The following is a 17592-nucleotide window of genomic DNA, read 5'->3' on the forward strand; positions in this document are numbered from 1 at the left end:
CAGATGCCTCGATGGCATCACATGCTTGCAAGAGCGTAACGGCGGCGACCGATAGTTTCCGTCCGGAAGTAGCTGCCAGGGAAACAATGTCTACTTGGGCGTCCCGGGCAAGGCCATCTGGCTCGATCTGCGACTATCTGTCGGAGCCGTCGGTGCACAAGAGGCTGACCAGCTCAGCCACGTCTGCCCGACCTGGAGATCCCCCGTCGGCTATTTTCAGCCCGGCACTCGTCCGAGCCAGCGAGTGGCCTGCAGGTCCTCCGTCGGTGCCGTGAGTGTGGTCCCCGGGCAGCAAGAAGGCAGCATGAGCCTCGGTGCGGGTTGGCGCGAAACCTCCACTGACGATGCCGGGCATCTGCTCGTCGGCGCGGGTTGCGACCCGTTGGCAGCCGCCGACAGCTTGATACCGCATCCCCCCGGTGGGGGTCAGCTCTCTCCGCAACTACTGGCGAGGCGAACGAGCACTGCTGCTCCATGTCCCTTCCCGGGCGCGGCTACCTCTCGGGACGATCCGAGGTTAAGTTGCCGGTGAGCCAGCGAAACGCGCGCCTATATCCGGACGACAAGGGCGAGGCGAAGCCGTACCAGGTCCGCCAGGTTCTCAAGGCGATCGACAAAAGGAGGCGATGTGATGCAGCCCGGTGCCCGTCCCGAGATCACCCACTACACCTACCGCGTCACCTGATCCGCCGAGGACCACGAGTTCGTCGCCACCTGCGCCGAGTTTCCGTCGCTCTCGTGGCTGGCGTCCTCACAGATCGAGGCTCTGCAGGGGCTCCAGGATCTGTTGCGTGACGTGATCGCGGAAATGGAGGAGCAGGGCGAGCAGGTGCCGCAGCCGTTCGCTGAGCGTAGCTACTCAGGCAAGTTCAACCTCCGCGTCGGAGAGAGCCTGCACCGGGAGCTTGCTATCCACGCCGCCGAGGATGGCATCAGCCTCAACCAGTACGTTCTACGCAAGCTCAGCGCCGCCTGACCGTGGATAGCACCATGGCTAGGAATCCTGCTGCGATGGCGGCCACGATGGACAGTCCGGCCGGTGGCGCCGATGGCTGAATCGTTGACGACATCAAGTTCGTAGCGTGCAGGAGAGGCAGTCGGTCCCGGCGCGAGGCGGCCACCCCTGCCAGTCAATCGAGCGAGGGCAGCGACGGCCCGAGTACGTCGTCGGCGTCGACGATCGTGTACGCGTACCCCTGCTCGGCGAGGAAGCGCTGCCGGTGTGCCGCGTACTCGGTGTCGATGGTGTCCCGGGAAACAACGGTGTAGAAGTGCGCCTGCCGGCCGTCGGCCTTGGGTCGGAGCACCCGCCCCAGCCGCTGCGCCTCCTCCTGCCGCGACCCGAACGTGCCGGACACCTGGATCGCCACCGCCGCCTCGGGCAGGTCGATGGAGAAGTTCCCGACCTTGGAGATGACCAGGGTGCGTACCTCGCCCGAGCGGAACGCATCGAACAGCCGCTCGCGCTCCTTGTTGGTGGTCGACCCCTGCACGATCGGGGCGTCGAGGTATTCGCCGAGCTGGTGGAGTTGGTCGATGTACCCGCCGATGACGAGCACCTGATCGTTCGGGTGCCGGTCGACCAGCGCGCGAACCACCGGCAGCTTGGTGCGGGCGGTCGCGGCCATCCGGTAGCGCTCCTCGGCCTCCGCCGTGGCGTACGCCATCCGCTCGGCGTCGGTGAGGGTGACCCGTACCTCGGTGCATTCGGCCGGGGCGATCCAGCCCTGCGACTCGATGTCCTTCCACGGCGCGTCGTACCGCTTGGGGCCGATCAGGCTGAACACGTCGCCCTCGCGGCCGTCCTCGCGTACCAGGGTCGCGGTCAGGCCGAGCCGGCGGCGGGCCTGGAGGTCCGCGGTGAACCGGAAGATCGGCGCGGGCAGCAGGTGTACCTCGTCGTAGATGACCAGGCCCCAGTCGCGGGCACTGAACAGGTCCAGGTGGGTGAACGCGCCGCCGCGCCGCGAGGTGAGCACCTGGTACGTGGCGATGGTGACCGGGCGGATCTCCTTGCGCTCGCCCGAATATTCGCCGATCTCCTCCTCGGTGAGCGAGGTGCGCGCCACCAGCTCGCGCTTCCACTGGCGGCCGGCCACCGTGTTGGTGACCAGGATCAGCGTGGTCGCCTTCGCCTCGGCCATGGCCGCCGCGCCCACCAGGGTCTTGCCGGCGCCGCAGGGCAGCACCACCACGCCGGACCCGCCGGCCCAGAACGCGTCCACGGCCTCCCGCTGGTACGACCGCAGCGTCCACGGCTTGCCGCCGTCCTTGCCCGCCTCGGCCAGCTCGATCGGGTGCGCCTCGCCGTCGACGTAACCGGCCAGGTCCTCGGCCGGCCAGCCGAGCTTGAGCAGCGCCTGCTTGAGCCGGCCGCGCTCGGACGGGTGCACCTGGATGGTGTCGTCGTCGATCTTGTTGCCGAGCATGCCGGCGAGCTTCTTGCTCTTGGCGACCTCGATCAGCACCAGCCGGTCCAGGGCGCGCAGCACCAGCCCGTGCGCCGGGTCGTTGGCCAGCTGGAGCCGGCCGTACCGGTCCATGGTCTCGGCCACGTCGACCAGGAGCGCGTGCGGCACCGGGTAGCGGGAGTACTTGATCAGCGCGTCCACCACGCCCTCGGCGTCGTGGCCGGCGGCCCGGGCGTTCCACAGCCCCAGCGGGGTGAGCCGGTAGGTGTGCACGTGCTCGGGCGAGCGTTCCAGTTCGGCGAAGGGCGCGATGGCCATCCGGCAGGCCTGCGCATCAGGGTGATCGATCTCCAGCAGCAGCGTCTTGTCCGACTGCACGATCAGTGGCCCACCGCTCACGCCAGCGTCCTCTCCTTGCCGGATCAGGGTCGCCCGCACCCCGGCTGACCTGCCGAAGGCGGACCATCCAGTGTTGCACGGGTGAAGGTGTCGGGAAAAAGTCACGCCGGAAGGGCAACGTGACAGTGTTCCCATACGTCTAGCAAGCGGGACAACTGTCCAGGGGAGGGCCCATGAAGCATGTCCGGTTCACCGCCCGGGTCGTCACCCTGGCTGCGGTCGTGCTGGTCGGCGTCGGTGCGTGCGCGTTCGATCCGCAGAGCGACAGGACCGGGGCCGCCGCCCCGGTCCCCGTCGCCGAGACGGAACGAGTATCGGGGGCGAGCGCGCTGCCCACGCCGGACCAGTCGACCGGGTCCCCGTCGGCGGAGCCGAGCCGGACGGCCACGCCGAAACCCAGCCGGACGACGCCGTCGGCGCCCGCGACGAAGCCGAGCCCGACCGGGTTCACCGGCTGCCCGCAGGGCGAGCACCAGCGGGCCGTGGAGGCGTACCTGGCCCGGCTGGGCGGGTTCGGGCCGGTCACCGTGGACGGCAAGCAGTCCGCCGCCGACTGCGCCGCGATCAAGAAGTTCCAGCGCCGGTACGGGATCAGCCCGGCCGCCGGCCGCGCCGGAGCCACCACGTACAACGTGGCGAAGCGGCTGGCCAGCACCGACGTGCACCGCTGCAAGGCCGGCTCGGGCCTGACCTTCTGCGTCGACCTCACCCGGCAGACCGTCTGGGCGATGCGCGGCGGCAAGGTGGTGATGGGCCCGACGGTGACCCGCACCGGCATGTCCGGGTACGCCACCCCGTCCGGCACCTATCAGGTGGCCAACCGCAACCTGAAGGAGTGGTCCAACCCGTACGACGTGTGGCTGCCCTACTGGCAGCGGTTCAACGGCGGGATCGGGTTCCACGAGACCACCACGTACCTGCACGACGGGTCGATCGGCTCGCACGGCTGCGTCAACCTGCTGCACCGCGACGCGGTACGGCTCTGGGAGCTGGGCTCGATCGGTACCCGGGTGGTCGTCTTCGGCCGCCGCCCCGGCACCTGAGCGATCAGTCCTCCAGCACCGCCGCGGTGATCCGGTGCAGCGCGAAGGTGTGCAGCATCTCCGTGCGCTCGTCCTCGGCGCGCAGGTAGCCCGCCCCGATCGACACCGGCCGGACCAGCCGGGACGCGGTCGCCCCGTGCGCGTCGACGTAGCCCACCCAGACCAGCGCCTTGTCCCGGACGGCCTGTTGGAGCACGGCGAGCGCGTCGCTGTGGGAGTGTGCCGGCGCCGGACCGGTGCGCGCCGTGCCGCCGCGGACCACCGCCGGGGCCCGCCGGGTCGCCCGCGCCGCGGCCTCGCCGCGCCGGATCTGCTCCACCACCCCGAGCAGCCGGGGCAGCGGCAGCTTCGGCGCCGCGAGCGGGTCCAGGCCGCGGGTGGCGGCCGACACCCGGGCCGGCGCCCGCCGGGTCTTCGGCCGGGACAGCACCGCCGCGCCGCTGGCGTCCTCCGGCACCGGCGCGTACCCGGCGTCGCGCAGCGCGGTCAGCATCCGCTGGACCTGGTACGGGGTGGCCAGCACCGTCGGGGCCAGCCGGCGGAACGCCAGCGACTCCAGCCGCTTGTCGGACTGCACCTCGGTGAGCAGCGCCTCGTCGTCACTGCGCACGTACCCGCCGGCCGAGCCCACCCGCAGGCCGCCGTGCTTGCGGGCCACGTCGTCCACCAGGTACGTCAGCCCCTGCGGAACCGGGGTACGGGACCGGCGGCGGAAGAGCGAGTGCAGGTCGTCGGCCGAGTAACCGGTGTCCAGGGCGCGCCGGATGCTGGCCGTGGTGACCCGGTGCACGCTGGCCCCACCGGCCGACTCGTGCTCGGCCACCACGTCCAGCTCGGCGGCGAGCGCCGGGTCGGGCGGGCCGGGCACCACCACGGTCAGGTCGGCCTGGACGAGGAAGTGGTCCACCGGGGCGGGGAGCAGCGCGTCCAGCGCCCGTACGGCGGTGGACGGCTCGCCCGACTCGGCGTCGGAGTGCAGCCCGAGCGGGTCGTCGGCCCGCTCGTCGGCCTCGGTCAGCTCGGCCAGCAGCAGCCGCCCGTACGAGGTGAGCGCGCCGAGCCCGGTCACCCCGAGCTGGGCCGCCTCGGCCAGCACCTCGCGGTGCGCGGCCTCCCGGCCCCGGGCCCGCCGGGGTGCCCGCCAGTCCAGCAGCTCCAGCACCTCGTCCGGGGTGGGGGCGGTCGCCGGGGGAAGATCGGCCAGCACGGCGAGCACCGAACGGCGGGCGGCCGGCGCGCCGGCCCGTTCCGCCTCGGCGGAGAGCACCGAGATCGGCCGGTCCCGGTCGTCGCGTTGGCCGACCAGCCCCGCCTGGCGGGTCATGGTCAGCCAGGCCCGGGCCAGCTGCTCCCAGCGCTGGGCGAGCGAGGCGGCCCGCCACACCTCGTACCCGCCGGTGGGCAGGATCTGCTGGTCACCGCCGTAGCGGGTGCTGGCGGCCAGCTCCAGCTCGCCGATCAGCCCGGCCGCGTACGCCACCTCGAAGAGCAGCGCGGTGGTGGCGTCGTCCAGCCCGAGGCCCCGGGCCAGCCGGCGCAGGTCCCGGACGCCGACCCCGCCGGAGCGCAGCACCGGGGCCGGCTCGGCGGCGAGGCTCTCCAGCAGCGCCTCGGTGTGCCGGACCACCTCCATGGTCTGCCCGGCCCCGGCGGAGTCCACGGCCTTCGCCTCGCGGGCCGGGCTGGCCACCACCGGCGGGCTGGTGCGCAGCGGGCCCAACGGGCCGCTGTCCCGGCGCAGCAGCAGCGCCACCTCGCGGGGCAACTCGACCGTGCCGCCGCCCTTGACGGCCGACATCCGGACGAGCAGCCGGTGCTCGACCAGCCAGCGGATCGGGGAGCCGGTCGGCGCGCCGCCGTTGACCAGGTCCGGCGGGAGCGCGTCCTCGGTGCCGGTGGCGGGGGCCTCCAGCGCGCCCGGGGGCACGGTGCCGACCGGCGGGCCGGCGGCCAACCGGTCCAGGATCGCCCGGGCGGAGGGCGGCGCGGCCAGCAGCGTGCGCCGCAGCTTCGCCGGGTCGGTGCACACGGCCGCCGCCCGCGGGTCCAGCTCCGCCGCCGGTCGGCCCAGCCCCGCCGGGTACGGGGCGACCTCGTCGACGCCGCCCACCACGTGCAGGTCGTGCTCGGGTCCGTACAGCAGGAAAAGCGCGCGGAGCCGGTTCACCGCGCCCCGGACGGCGGTCGGGGCGGGCGGGTGCGGACCGGTGGCGGCCATCGCCAGGATCGCCTCGATGGCCGTCCCGCCGCCCTCCGGGTCGCGGGTGAGCCGGGCGGCGTCGAGGATCTGCAGGGTGAACTGGTCCAGCCCGTCGAGCGCGCGGGCCACGGAGACCCGGGACTGGGCGCGGATGGCGAGGGCGGAGACGTCGGCCGGTACCGGCACGACGAGGTCGGGCCGCAGCTGGAGGAGGGCGGCCAGGGACTCGTCGGGCAGCGTCCGCAGATGGTCGGCGAGTGAGGTGGTCATCGTCGTTCCACGCTAGCCCGGCCGAGGGCGGTTGCGCCCTCCGGACGGGTACGTTCTCGGCATGCCCCCACTCATGGTCGGCTTCGACCTCGACATGACCCTGGTCGACTCGCGTCCCGGCATCGCCGCCGCCTACCGGGCGCTGACCGCCCGGACCGGCGTACCGGTGGACGCCGAACTGGCGGTCTCCCGGCTCGGCCCGCCGCTGCGTACCGAGATCGCGCACTGGTTCCCGCCGGAGCGGATCGAGGAGGCGGTGACGATCTACCGGGACCTCTACCCGGCGTACGCGATCACCCCGACGGTGCCGATGCCCGGCGCGCAGGCCGCGATCGACGGGGTGCACGCCCTGGGTGGCCGGGTCATGGTGGTCACCTCGAAGATCGGCCGGCTGGCCAAGCTGCACCTGGACCACCTCGGGCTGGCCGTCGACGAGCTGGCCGGGGACCTGTTCGCCGAGCAGAAGGCGACCGCCCTGCGGGAGCACGGGGCGACCCTCTACGTGGGCGACCATGTGGCCGACATGGCGGCGGCGCAAGCGGCGGGAATCCCAGGTGTGGGAGTGGCGACCGGACCCTGCTCGACCGACGAACTGAGCGCGGCCGGCGCCCACCTGGTGCTCGGTGATCTCACCGGATTCCCGGCGGCGCTGGACCGGATCATCCGGCTAGCCTTGGAGGGGTAGAGGTCTCCAGAGCGAAGCAGAGGTTTCAGGTGCCGACGGGTCGAGTGAAGTGGTATGACGCGGCCAAGGGATACGGGTTCGTCACCAGCGACGAGGGTGGCGACGTGTTCCTGCCCAAGGCGGCGCTACCGGCGGGCGTCAGCGACCTGAAGGGCGGCCAGCGGGTCGATTTCAGCGTGGTCGACAGCCGCCGTGGCGCCCAGGCGATGGGCGTGAAGCTGCTGGAGGCGCCGCCGTCCGTGGCGGAGCTGCGCCGGCGACCGGCCGAGGAGCTGCACGGCCTGGTCGAGGACATGATCAAGGTGCTCGAGGCGAAGGTTCAGCCGGACCTGCGCCGGGGCCGCTTCCCGGACCGGAAGACCGCGCAGAAGGTCGCTCAGCTGGTCCACGCGGTGGCGCGCGAGCTGGAGGTCTGAGGGACGAGCCCGGCGTCGGCGGCCCGGCCCAGCAGCGCCTCGACCGCAGCGAAGCCGGCCTCTCCCAGGTCGGCGGTGAACTCGTTGACGTAGAGGGCGATGTGCCGGTCCACCACGTCGGGCTCCATCTCCTGCGCGTGCGCGAGCACGTACTCCCGACTGGCCTCCGGGTCGGCCCAGGCCTGGCGTACCGACTCGCGGATCCAGGCGGCGGCCTCGACCGGGTCGACCGCGCCCTTGCGGGCCAGGATCGCGCCGAGCGGGATCGGCAGGCCGGTGTCGCCCTCCCACCACTCGCCGAGGTCGACCAGGGCGGTCAGCCCGTGCCGGGGGTAGGTGAAGCGCGCCTCGTGGATCACCAGGCCGGCGTCGTACCGGCCGGCGGCGACGCCCGGCATGATCTCGTGGAACGGCACCACCTCGATCCGCGCCGGCGGCCGCTCCGCCGACCACAGCCGGAACAGCAGGTACGCGGTGGTCCGCTCGCCCGGCACCGCCACGGTCGCGCCCGAGAGGTCGGTCCGGTCCCCCCGGGTCAGCACCAGCGGGCCGCAGCCCCGGCCCAGCGCCCCGCCGCAGGGCAGCAGGTGGTAGTCGTCCAGCAGCCAGGGCAGCGCCGCGTAGCTCACCTTCACCAGGTCGAACGCCCCGCGCTCGGCGGCCGTGTTGGTCACGTCCACGTCGGCGTAGGTCACCTCGACCGGCGGTGCCCCCGGCACCCGGCCGTGCACCAGGGCGTCGAAGACGAAGGTGTCGTTGGGGCAGGGGGAGATCGCCAGGGAGAGCGCCACGCCCCCACGTTAACCCCGCCCCGCCGACCACCCACCACCCCGGCCCCCGGCTGTGACCCCGTCCGCGGCCCCGGCCGCCCTCCGGCCCGCCCCTCCGGCCCCGCCGCCCGTTGACCCCTGCCACCCACCGATCGTGCGACTGTCGATGCCCGAAGGAGGTGCGGCCGCCGAACGCCCTGTCACCGCGGTTGCAGTCGCCGAAGGCCCGCCCAAGCGGGTTGCGGCCGCCGATGCCAGCCCAACCAGGGATGCGGTCGCGTGCCCACCGGCCTCGTCGGTTGTGCCGGCGGCCGAACCAGTCGAGCAGGGCGGCGGGCACAATACTTTCCCTGCCTTTGGAGCTGATGTCGTAAACGACTCACGCCTCGCGGCGCGCGCCTCCGGCCCATGCGTTCCCCCGCGCGCCTGGGGGTTCCGTCCACGGGGTATGGCCTTTGACATCACCAGCGATTCAGCTCCAAAGGCTCTCGCTATCCACATGCCGCCCGTTTGCAGGGCGGATATCCACAGGGTTATCCACAGGTTCGTGCTGTCTGTTGATATGGCCGTGGTGGACCGGAAGCATTCCGGCTGTGGCTGAATCGACTGGCTCTTCGGAGGTGGGTCTGGGTGACCTGCTCCGGCGGCTACGGCGACGAGCCGACCTGAGCCAGCGGGAGCTGGCCGACCGGGCGGGCGTGCCGCAGGCCACCGTGGCGCGGGTCGAGTCGGGCCGGGCCGTCGACCCGCGCTTCCGGACGGTGGAGCGGCTGGTCCGGGCGGCTGGGGCGGAGCTGCGGTTCGACGTTGGCGGCGACGTTGGCGGCGACGTTGGCGGCGACGTTGGCGGCGGCGGTGGTGAGGGCGGGCGCGGCGACCCGGCCGACGTACCGCACGATGAGCTGCGGGACCGGGCCGACCGGCGGTACCCGGCGCACCTCGACGTGTGGGAGGTCCGGGAGCCCAAGGACTGGCCCGGCGCGTGGTGGGCGGCGTGGTACACCCTGCCGCCGGAGAAGTGGCCGTTGCCGCTGCCGCCGGCGACGTACGAGCTGAACCGGGAGTACCGGGACCGGCGGCGGGCGCGGCAGTGCGTGCGCGACGCGGTCACCGTGCGGCGGGTGACTGGGGCGGCACTGCCGACGACGTCCTGGCGGTTCGTGGCGGAACTGCCCGGTGGTGAGCTGGTGGGCGAACTCCGGGCGCACGAGCGGAGCCCGCACCTGGACTGGGGTGGCCCGGAGCGCCCGGGGGCGCGGGAGGTCGTCCTGGACGGCGTGCTGGTCGCCGCCGAGCACCGAGGCCTCGGCATCGGGCGGCGGTTGGTCGAGGCGCTGACGGCGGAGGTGTCCCGCGCAGGCATCGGCGCGGTCCACGCCGTCGCCGAGTTCGGCGGCATCGGTCTACTGCTCGCCTGCGGCTTCGCGCTACAGGCGAGCCGGCCCGCCGTGCTGCGGCTGGAGCAGCGGGTCGAGTGGCCGGTGGCGCGGCCGGTCAGTCCGGGGCCGCCGCCGGGGTGCTGGCCGCCGCCGGGGTGAGTGCCGCGGCCGGGCTGAGGGCCGCCGCTGCCGCGGTGAGGGCGGCGAAGGCCTCCCGCATCCGCCACGCGCCCCGGTCGCGGGGGCCGATCGGGTTGGAGACCGTACGCAGCTCGGCGAAGGGCAGGCCGGCCTGGGCGGCGGCGACCGCCACGCCGTACCCCTCCATGGCCTCGGCCACCGCGTCCGGGTGACGGGCGGCGAGGGCGGCCGTGCTCTCGGCCGTGCCGGTCACCGTGTTGATGGTGAGCACCGCGCCGACGACCGCGTCCGGCAGCGCCGACCGCAGGGCCGCCAGCAGCGCCGGGTCGGCCGGCACCACGCTTCCGGTGCCCAGCAGCTCCGGCGACATGCCCAGCTCCTCGATCGGGAGGAAGCCCTCCGGCGACTCGGCCCCCAGGTCCGCCGCCACGCTGCGGGTGGCCAGCACGGTGCCGCCGACCGCCACCCGGCCGACGAAGCCGCCGGCGATGCCCGCGCTGACCACCGCCCGGTACGGCCGCCCGGCCGCCTCGGCCAGCGCCAGCAGGCGGGCCGTGGCGGCGCCCGCCACAGCGGGGCCCACCCCGACCGGGGCGACGGTCACCGTCGGGTCGGTGAGGCCCGTCCGGACCGCCTCCGCTTCGGCGGGTACGGCGGTCACCACCAGCAGTCCGCTCACGCCGCCGCCTCGCTCCCGTTCGCTCACCCGACCGGTCCCCGGGGTCCCCGCTGGTTCTCCTCCTCCGACCCGCTGGGGCCGCCGACAGCCGAGGAGGGGCGGTAGATGTGGAAGCCGGGCGGTGCCAGATCGTCGTCGTCGGCTGGTTCGGGGGCCCCGTGCCGGGCGGGGGCCGGCGAGGTGGGCGCCGGGTCGCCGAACTCCTCGGCCGGCTCGGGGTCCAGTTCGTCGTCGCCGAGCGGGCGTCCGACCAGGTGCTCGTTGCGCAGCCGGCTGGCCACCAGCAGCCCGCGGGCGGCCACCAGCGCCGCGACGCAGGCGGCGACGGCCACCCCGACCTGCCCGGTGAACGGGACGAGCCCCAGGCCGCCGCCGGCCACGAAGGCGAGCATCAGCGCGGTCTCCGAATGGGCGAAGGAGCTGGCCCGCAGCCGCTCCGGGATCCGCTCCTGGATCGACGCGTCGACCGCCAGCTTGGCGATCCCGCTGATCAGGGCGGCGACCAGGCAGAGCAGGGCGACCAGCGGCAGCGAGAACTTCAACGCGGCCAGCACCGCCACCCCGGCCACGATGGTCATTCCGCTGGACTGGATGGCGGTGGGCCGGTGGATACGCAGCCGGGTACCGACGGCGGTGGCCAGGAAACCGCCCACCGCGAGCGCCCCGCCGACCAGCCCCAGCGCGGCCTGGGCACCCAACGTCCGGCCGAAGAAGTCGGTGGTCAGGTCGCCGGCCTTGATCGAGAACGCCAGGAAGAGCAGCAGGAAGCCGTACAGCCCGCGCAGCGCCGCGGCGCCGACCAGGGTGGCGATCACCAGGCGCCCGGCGGGGCGGCCCCGGCCGAGCGGCCGCTCGCCGTCCCGGCGACGCAGCGCCCGCAGCGGGCGGGGTACCCGCTCGGGCGGCTCCGAGTCGGCCTTCGGCGGCAGCCGCAGCGCGATGACCATGCCGGCCAGGAAGATCAGCGAGGCCACCCGGAGCGGCCACTGCGCGCCGAACCAGAACGCGGCCAGCCCGAGCGGGGCGACCAGCCCGCCGGCCACCGTGCCGTAGACGCTCGCCCGGGCACCCACCTGGGACAGCCCGATCCCCTCGGGCAACAGCCGGGGCACCGCCGCCGAGCGGGCCACCCCGTACGCCCGGGACAGGGCGAGCACGCCGAACGCCGCCGGGTAGAGCCCGAAGCTGCCGATGTAGTCGGAGATCAGCCAGGCCAGGAAGGCCCGGCCGAGCATGGTGGTGGCCAGCGCGTACCGGCGGCCGTGCCGGAAGTGGTCCAGCAGCGGGCCCACCACCGGGGCGAGCATGGCGAACGGCACCATGGTGACCAGCAGGTAGAGCGCGACCTTGTTCCGGGCCTCGCCCAGCGGTACGTCGAAGAAGATCGTCCCGGCCAGCCCGATGGCGATCAGGGTGTCCCCGGCGCAGGAGAGGGCGTGCAGGTCGAACATGCGGACCATGCCGAGCTCGTTGCCGGCGCTACGGGCCCGGGCCGACCCGGCCCGCCGGGTCATCCACCGTCCGCCCCGCAGCGAGCCGCGGACCAGCAGGCGGGTGGCGCGGATGCCCGTACCGACGGTCCGCCCGAGGACGGACCGCCCGGAGCGGGAGGACTGCGGCATGCCCCCCATCCTCACCCATCTGCTTTGCGCGTGCCCCGCCACCCGGCGAGAACGACTCCGGGGAGTGCCTGTCGGCCGACCCCGGGCATGGGGAACAATGGGAGGGTGACCAGGCCCGCCTCCGCCCGCGCTCCCCGGCTCGACCAGGTCTGTGCCGCCGCCGTCGAGGTGGCCCGCGCGGCCATCACCGAGGTCGAGCCCGACTGCGTCGGCGAGCACCTCCAGGCGGTCGCCGAGGGGGACCGGCTCGTCACCCACTACTTCGAGTGCCGCCTCGGCGGCTACCGCGGCTGGCGCTGGGCCGTCACGGTGACCCGGGTGCCGCGCAGCCGCCACGTCACGATCTGCGAGACCGTCCTGCTGCCCGGCCCGGACGCGCTGCTCGCCCCCGGCTGGGTGCCCTGGCAGGAGCGGCTCAAGCCGGGCGACCTGGGTCCGGGCGACCTGCTGCCCACCCCGCCGGACGACGAGCGCCTCACCCCGGGCTACCTGCTCTCCGACGACCCGGCGGTGGAGGACACCGCCTGGGAGCTCGGTCTCGGCCGGCCCCGGGTGCTGTCCCGGGAAGGCCGCTCCGAGGCCGCCCAGCGCTGGTACGACGGCGACCACGGCCCGTCCGCGGCGATCTCGATGGCCGCGCCGGCCGCCGCCCGCTGCGGCACCTGCGGCTTCTACCTGCCCCTCGCGGGGGCGATGCGGCAGGCCTTCGGCGCCTGCGGCAACTTCTACGCGCCGGACGACGGCCGCGTGGTGAGCGCCGACCACGGCTGCGGCGCGCACTCGGAGACGCTGGTGGAGGCGGCCGACACCCCGGTCGACGAGCTGCCCACGGTCTACGACGACAGCGCGGTCGAGGCGGTGTCGGTCAGCCGGGCCCCGGGCTCGGTCGAGGCGGCCGAGCCGGCTGAGCCGTACGGCCACCCCTGACGGTCAGCTCTGACGGGCGGCGGCCTCCCGGCGGCGGCGCCGGTTCGCGTCGTGCCGCATCATCACGGCGAGACCGGGAAAGCCCCACAGAAATCCGGCCAGGCAGGTCCAGAGCCAGTTCTGGTGCCCGTGCTCGGTGAGCCAGCCGCGGAAGAAGATCAGCAGCACCAGCCCGACCACCGCCCAGATGATCAGCCCGGCGACGGCGAACGGCACCATCGGCGGGTCGAGCGGCTCGGGCCGCGGCGGTTGCTCCTGGGGCACGGGCACAGCGTACGCGATCGTTCTTCCCTGCTCGCCGATCATCTGGGACGATGCGCGACAGCCTGCGCACGACAAACCCCTCGTGAGCCTGGTCATATCCGACCTCGTTAGCCAGGCTCATTAGTTAAGCTAACTACTGTGATGGAGCGGACGGTGACGGCGAAACGCGTGCCACCGGCGCAGCTGGCCCCTCAGCTGCGTGATGCGATCACCCGGCTCAACCGGCGGGTCCGCCAGGCCCGCCCGGTCGGCGACCTGACGGGCAGCCAACTCTCCGCGCTCACCAGCCTCAAACTGGCGGGCGCCCTGACACCCCGGGAGTTGGCCGACGTCGAGCGGGTGCAGCCGCCCACGATGACCAGGATCCTCGCGAAGCTGGAGGAGCGCGGCCTCGTGCAGCGCACCCCCCACCCGACCGACGGCCGGCAGGTCATCCTCGCGGCGACCGAGGGGGGACGGGCCGTGCTCGAGCAGTTCGAGCGGGCCCGCAACTCGTGGCTGGCCGACCGGCTGGCCGCGCTCACCGAGGAGGAACGCGACACGCTGCGGCGTGCCGCGGACATCCTGCGGGAGATCGCTCGCGCCTGAGCCGCGACCCGCGTCGCGGTCCGCCCCGTCCGCTGTGGATGAGGCGTACCTGACGCGAGGAGGCGCACCTAGAGTGCAGGCCAAGCTGAGCACGATGTTCCAGTCCCTACGAGTCCGCAACTACCGACTCTTCGCCACCGGACAGCTGATCAAGTTGATCGGCGTCTGGATGATGTTCATCGCCCAGGACTGGCTCGTCCTCGAGCTCAGCGACAACTCCGCCACCGCGCTCGGCGTGGTCACCGCGTTGCAGTTCACCCCCGTCCTGCTGCTGACCCTGCTCTCCGGCCGCCTCGCCGACCGGTACGACAAGCGCCTGCTCCTCTTCGTCGCCAACGCGCTCTGGACCGTGCTGGCGCTGGTGATGAGCGTGCTGGTGCTCACCGGGCTGGTGCAGCTCTGGCACGTCTTCGCGTTCGCCGGCCTGCTCGGCGTGGCCAACGCGGTGGAGACCCCGGTCCGGCAGGCGTTCGTCTCCGAGCTGGTCGGCGTACCGCTGCTGCCGAACGCGCTCTCGCTCAACGCGGCCGTCTTCAACTCGGCCCGGATCGTCGGGCCGGCCGTCGCCGGTCTGGCCATCGCCGCCTTCGACGTCGGGCCGGTCTTCCTCTTCACCGCGCTCAGCTCGATCGCCCCGCTGGTCAACGTGGTCCGGATGCGTACCGAGGAGCTGTACCGCAAGGACCTCCCGCCGGCCGCCGAGCGCGACCAGGCCCGGGTGGTGGACGGCCTGCGGTACGTCTGGCGCCGTCCGGACATCCTGCTGCTGATGGCGCTGATGTCGGTGACCGGGATGACGCTGTTCAACTTCCAGCTCACCCTCGCCGCGCTGGCCAAGACCGTCTTCCACACCGGTGCCGCCTCGTTCGGCCTGTTCAGCACCGCGCTCGCGGTGGGCGCGCTGACCGGCGCCCTGTCCGGCACCGGGCGGCGCAGCCGCCCCTCGGTCTGGCTGGTCCTCGGCGCCGCGGTCGGCTGCGCCAGCTTCGGCACCCTGGTCGGGCTCGCGCAGGCGTACTGGCTGGTGGTGGCGCTGCTGCTGCCGACCGGGTTCTTCATGGTCTTCTTCGCCCAGGCCGCCAATCAGCGGGTCCAGCTCGGCGTCGACGCCGCCTTCCGGGGCCGGGTCATGGCCCTGTGGGTGCTGGTCTTCCTCGGCACCAACCCGGTCGGCGCGCCGATCATCGGCTGGGTGGCCGAGACCTTCGGCGCCGGGGCGAGCATCTGGATCGGTGGCCTGATCTCGCTGGCCGCCGCGCTGCTCGCCCTCACCTGGCAGCTCCGCCGCTCCGGTGCCCGGCTGCGGCTCCGGGTGCTGCCGATGCCCCGCTTCTACGTGGTTTCGCCCGGCGCGGAGTGAACGCCCGAAGGACCGGTTCCCGCCCCGGGGACCGGTCCTTCCTCGTTCATTCTCGTCCGGATGTCGGCAAACAGGTGGCGGACGGCCCCCCACGCGGCTTAGCGTCGATACGTGGGGGTAGGTCGGGGACTGCTGCTGATGCTGGCGATCCTCGCCGTCTGCTGCCTGCCCGCCGTCTTCGCGCTGGTGTTCTGCGCCGACGAGATCATCGACCGGGTGGTCTGCTGGTGGGCCGAGTGGCGGGAGCAACGCCGCGAACGGCGCACCATCGCCCGGCTGGACCGGGCCATCGAGGCGGACGCGCTCACCCGGGACATCGACCTCACCGAGTTCGACCGGGAGGGCCGGCGACCGTTGGAACAGCTCGCCACCGACCTGCGTCGGTTCGGTGGCCACCGGCTCGCCGCCGCCGACCGGTCGGTGGTCTGGCACGGCGCGGTCATCGACGCGTACGACGACCGGCTGCGCGCCGCCTGCCGGGCGCTGGGCATCGTCGAACACCTGACCGAACTGGACGGTGTCGACCGGGAGATCGAGCGGGTCCGGGTGGAGGGGCTGCTGCACGCGGCCGGGCTCACCCTGCCTGCCGCCCGCCCCGGCCACCACCAGCGGCACCGCTGACCGGTGCGGCTCTTCGTCGCGGTCTACCCGCCCCGGTCGGCGGTCGAGGACCTGACCGCCCAGGTCACCCGGTTACGGGTGGGTGCCGCCTCCGCCGCCGGCATCAACGTACGGCTGGCCGACCCGGCCAACGTCCATCTCACCCTGGCCTTCCTCGGTGACGTCGAGGACGACCGGCTGGTCGAGGTGGAGAGCGCCCTCGGCCGGGCCGCCGAGACGTTCCGGAGCGCCCGGGACGGTTCGCTGCGGCTCCGCCTCGGCGGTGGCGGCAGCTTCGGGCGCGGCCGCTTCACCGTGCTCTGGGTGGACCTCCGGGGCGATGTCGAGGGGCTGGCCGTGCTGGCCCGGCTGATCCGCCTCGGCCTGCGCCGGGCCCGCCTACCGCACGACGAGAAGCCGTTCCGGGCCCACCTGACCATCGCCCGACCCGGCGACCGGATCGACCGCGCCGAGATCCTGGCCGACCGGCAGACCCTGCACGACTACGAGGGCCCCGAATGGCCCGCCCAGGACCTGGTCCTGGTCCGCAGCCACCCCGGCCCCCACCCCACCTACGACCGCCTATCCACCTGGCCCCTCTAACCCCCTCCCCCCTGCCCCGGGCGGGGGGCCTTACCAGGCCCAGGCTTCGGGGGCGGGGCCGCCGTTGCCGACGGGTGGGAAGAGGTCGTCGAGCTTTTTGAGGGTGGGCTCGTCGAGGTGGATGTCCAGGGCGCCGAGGTTGCGGTCGAGTTGGTCCATGGTGCGCGGCCCGACGATCGGGGCGGTCACCCCGGGGCGGGAGAGCAGCCAGGCCAGCGCCACGTCGGCCGGATCGTGGCCGAGGTCCGCGCAGAGCTTCTCGTACGCCTCGATGGTGGGCCGGTGCGCGGCGAGCGCGTCGGCCGACCGCCCGGTGGTGCCGCGGGCGGCCCCGCCCTCGGCCATCTTCCGGATCACCCCGGACAGCAGCCCACCGTGCAGCGGGGACCAGGGGATGATGCCCACCCCGAAGTGCTGCGCGGCCGGGATCACCTCCAGCTCGACGTACCGGGTCATCAGGTTGTAGATGCACTGCTCGGAGACGAGGCCGAGGAAGTTGCGGCGGCCCGCCGCGGCCTGCGCCTGGGCGATGTGCCAACCGGCGAAGTTGGACGATCCGACGTAGAGGACCTTGCCCTGGGCGACCAGGGTCTCCATCGCCTGCCAGATCTCCTCCCACGGCGTGGTCCGCGAGATGTGGTGCATCTGGTAGAGGTCGATCGTGTCGGTCTGCAGCCGGCGCAGCGACTCCTCGCAGGCCCGGACGATGTGCCGGGCGCTCAGGCCCTGCTCGTTGGGCCACTCGCCCATCCTGCCGTAGACCTTGGTGGCCAGCACCACCTTGTCGCGGCGCCCGCCGCCCTGGGCGAACCAGCGGCCGATGATCTGCTCGGTGACCCCCTCACCGAGTTTCCAGCCGTACACGTTCGCGGTGTCGAAGAAGTTGATCCCGTGTTCCAGCGCCCGGTCCATGATGGCGAAGCTGTCCGGCTCGTCGGTCTGCGGCCCGAAGTTCATGGTGCCGAGGCAGAGCCGGCTCACCGAGAGACCGGTGCGTCCCAGGTTCGTGTACTCCATGGGTCCACCCTGGCACGCGGACACTTCGAGTGCCTCACGCAAACCAGGGTGGACCGTGAGTCAGGACGACTCGCGGGCCGCCGGGCCGGTGCCGAAGAGGACGTCGTCCCAGCTCGGCAGCCGCTTGCGCGGCTTGCCGCCGGCCTCCGCCGACTCGCCGCCGGCCGCCGCGGCACCCGTGCGGCGCGGCCGCAGCACGGCCAGCGAGGGTACGGCGG

17 protein-coding genes and 1 pseudogene are annotated in these 17592 nt (G+C 73.4%); 10 read left to right on the plus strand and 8 right to left on the minus strand.

Annotation, left to right across the window (positions count from 1 at the left end):
* The first annotated feature begins 796 nt into the window (after window positions 1-796).
* Window positions 797-976 (plus strand): type II toxin-antitoxin system HicB family antitoxin, encoded by a 180-nt coding sequence (locus tag ONA70_RS25060; protein WP_265008955.1) that lies wholly within the window; start codon window positions 797-799, stop codon window positions 974-976.
* Window positions 977-1130: 154 nt separating this feature from the next.
* Here the strand turns inward: ONA70_RS25060 and ONA70_RS25065 are convergent, their stop codons facing one another.
* Entirely contained in the window at window positions 1131-2810 is a 1680-nt protein-coding gene (locus tag ONA70_RS25065; protein WP_265008939.1) for a DNA repair helicase XPB, read from the minus strand.
* 173 nt (window positions 2811-2983) lie between these two features.
* Here ONA70_RS25065 and ONA70_RS25070 point away from each other — a divergent pair, with 173 nt between their 5' ends.
* Entirely contained in the window at window positions 2984-3853 is an 870-nt protein-coding gene (locus tag ONA70_RS25070; RefSeq protein WP_265008940.1) for a L,D-transpeptidase family protein, read from the plus strand.
* A gap of 4 nt (window positions 3854-3857) precedes the next feature.
* On the opposite strand, the gene ONA70_RS25075 is transcribed toward ONA70_RS25070, so the two are convergent.
* Window positions 3858-6323, minus strand: a complete 2466-nt coding sequence (locus ONA70_RS25075) for a helicase C-terminal domain-containing protein (protein WP_265008941.1) — start codon at window positions 6321-6323, stop codon at window positions 3858-3860.
* Between the two features lie 61 nt (window positions 6324-6384).
* On the opposite strand from ONA70_RS25075, the gene ONA70_RS25080 reads away from it, so the two are divergent.
* On the plus strand, window positions 6385-7008 hold the full coding sequence (locus ONA70_RS25080; protein WP_265008942.1) for an HAD family hydrolase: 624 nt from the start codon (window positions 6385-6387) through the stop codon (window positions 7006-7008).
* A 29-nt stretch (window positions 7009-7037) separates the two neighbouring features.
* Window positions 7038-7424, plus strand: coding sequence for a cold-shock protein (locus tag ONA70_RS25085; RefSeq protein WP_265008943.1), 387 nt, complete (start codon window positions 7038-7040; stop codon window positions 7422-7424).
* On the opposite strand, the gene ONA70_RS25090 is transcribed toward ONA70_RS25085, so the two are convergent.
* Window positions 7385-8215 (minus strand): 1,4-dihydroxy-6-naphthoate synthase, encoded by an 831-nt coding sequence (locus ONA70_RS25090; protein WP_265008944.1) that lies wholly within the window; start codon window positions 8213-8215, stop codon window positions 7385-7387. The genes ONA70_RS25085 and ONA70_RS25090 overlap by 40 nt on opposite strands.
* Before the next feature lie 572 nt (window positions 8216-8787).
* Here ONA70_RS25090 and ONA70_RS25095 point away from each other — a divergent pair.
* On the plus strand, window positions 8788-9732 hold the full coding sequence (locus tag ONA70_RS25095) for a GNAT family N-acetyltransferase (protein WP_265008945.1): 945 nt from the start codon (window positions 8788-8790) through the stop codon (window positions 9730-9732).
* On the opposite strand, the gene ONA70_RS25100 is transcribed toward ONA70_RS25095, so the two are convergent.
* Window positions 9689-10393: a futalosine hydrolase gene (locus tag ONA70_RS25100; protein WP_265008946.1), complete on the minus strand. Its 705-nt coding sequence runs from the start codon at window positions 10391-10393 to the stop codon at window positions 9689-9691. The two genes, ONA70_RS25095 and ONA70_RS25100, sit on opposite strands and share 44 nt — an antisense overlap.
* A 23-nt stretch (window positions 10394-10416) precedes the next feature.
* Window positions 10417-12015: an MFS transporter gene (locus ONA70_RS25105; protein ID WP_265008947.1), complete on the minus strand. Its 1599-nt coding sequence runs from the start codon at window positions 12013-12015 to the stop codon at window positions 10417-10419.
* Window positions 12016-12102: 87 nt separating this feature from the next.
* Between ONA70_RS25105 and ONA70_RS25110 the strand changes: the two genes are divergently transcribed.
* A complete protein-coding gene (locus ONA70_RS25110) occupies window positions 12103-12942 on the plus strand; it encodes a DUF3027 domain-containing protein (protein ID WP_265008948.1) in 840 nt (279 codons plus the stop codon).
* A gap of 3 nt (window positions 12943-12945) precedes the next feature.
* Here the strand turns inward: ONA70_RS25110 and ONA70_RS25115 are convergent, their stop codons facing one another.
* Entirely contained in the window at window positions 12946-13206 is a 261-nt protein-coding gene (locus tag ONA70_RS25115) for a DUF2530 domain-containing protein (RefSeq protein WP_265008949.1), read from the minus strand.
* 138 nt (window positions 13207-13344) lie between these two features.
* On the opposite strand from ONA70_RS25115, the gene ONA70_RS25120 reads away from it, so the two are divergent.
* The 4 genes from ONA70_RS25120 (at window position 13345) to thpR (ending at window position 16357) form a co-directional block, all read left to right on the plus strand.
* Entirely contained in the window at window positions 13345-13794 is a 450-nt protein-coding gene (locus ONA70_RS25120; RefSeq protein ID WP_265008950.1) for a MarR family winged helix-turn-helix transcriptional regulator, read from the plus strand.
* A gap of 73 nt (window positions 13795-13867) precedes the next feature.
* The gene (locus tag ONA70_RS25125) at window positions 13868-15154 is read left to right on the plus strand and encodes an MFS transporter (protein WP_265008951.1); all 1287 of its coding nucleotides are present in this window, start codon (window positions 13868-13870) and stop codon (window positions 15152-15154) included.
* 111 nt (window positions 15155-15265) lie between these two features.
* Entirely contained in the window at window positions 15266-15775 is a 510-nt protein-coding gene (locus tag ONA70_RS25130) for a hypothetical protein (RefSeq protein ID WP_265008952.1), read from the plus strand.
* A gap of 3 nt (window positions 15776-15778) precedes the next feature.
* Complete coding sequence (gene thpR / locus ONA70_RS25135) at window positions 15779-16357, plus strand: RNA 2',3'-cyclic phosphodiesterase (RefSeq protein WP_265008953.1); 579 nt, start codon at window positions 15779-15781, stop codon at window positions 16355-16357.
* A gap of 30 nt (window positions 16358-16387) precedes the next feature.
* Here thpR and ONA70_RS25140 read toward each other — a convergent pair whose 3' ends face one another.
* Window positions 16388-17374 carry an aldo/keto reductase gene (locus ONA70_RS25140; RefSeq protein WP_265008954.1) on the minus strand — a complete coding sequence of 329 codons (987 nt, stop codon included), beginning with the start codon at window positions 17372-17374 and terminating at the stop codon, window positions 16388-16390.
* Between the two features lie 60 nt (window positions 17375-17434).
* Window positions 17435-17592 (minus strand): annotated as a pseudogene (locus tag ONA70_RS25145) (septation protein SepH); the annotation flags it as partial.

Source organism: Micromonospora yasonensis, from assembly GCF_026013475.1.
Lineage (GTDB): Bacteria > Actinomycetota > Actinomycetes > Mycobacteriales > Micromonosporaceae > Micromonospora > Micromonospora yasonensis.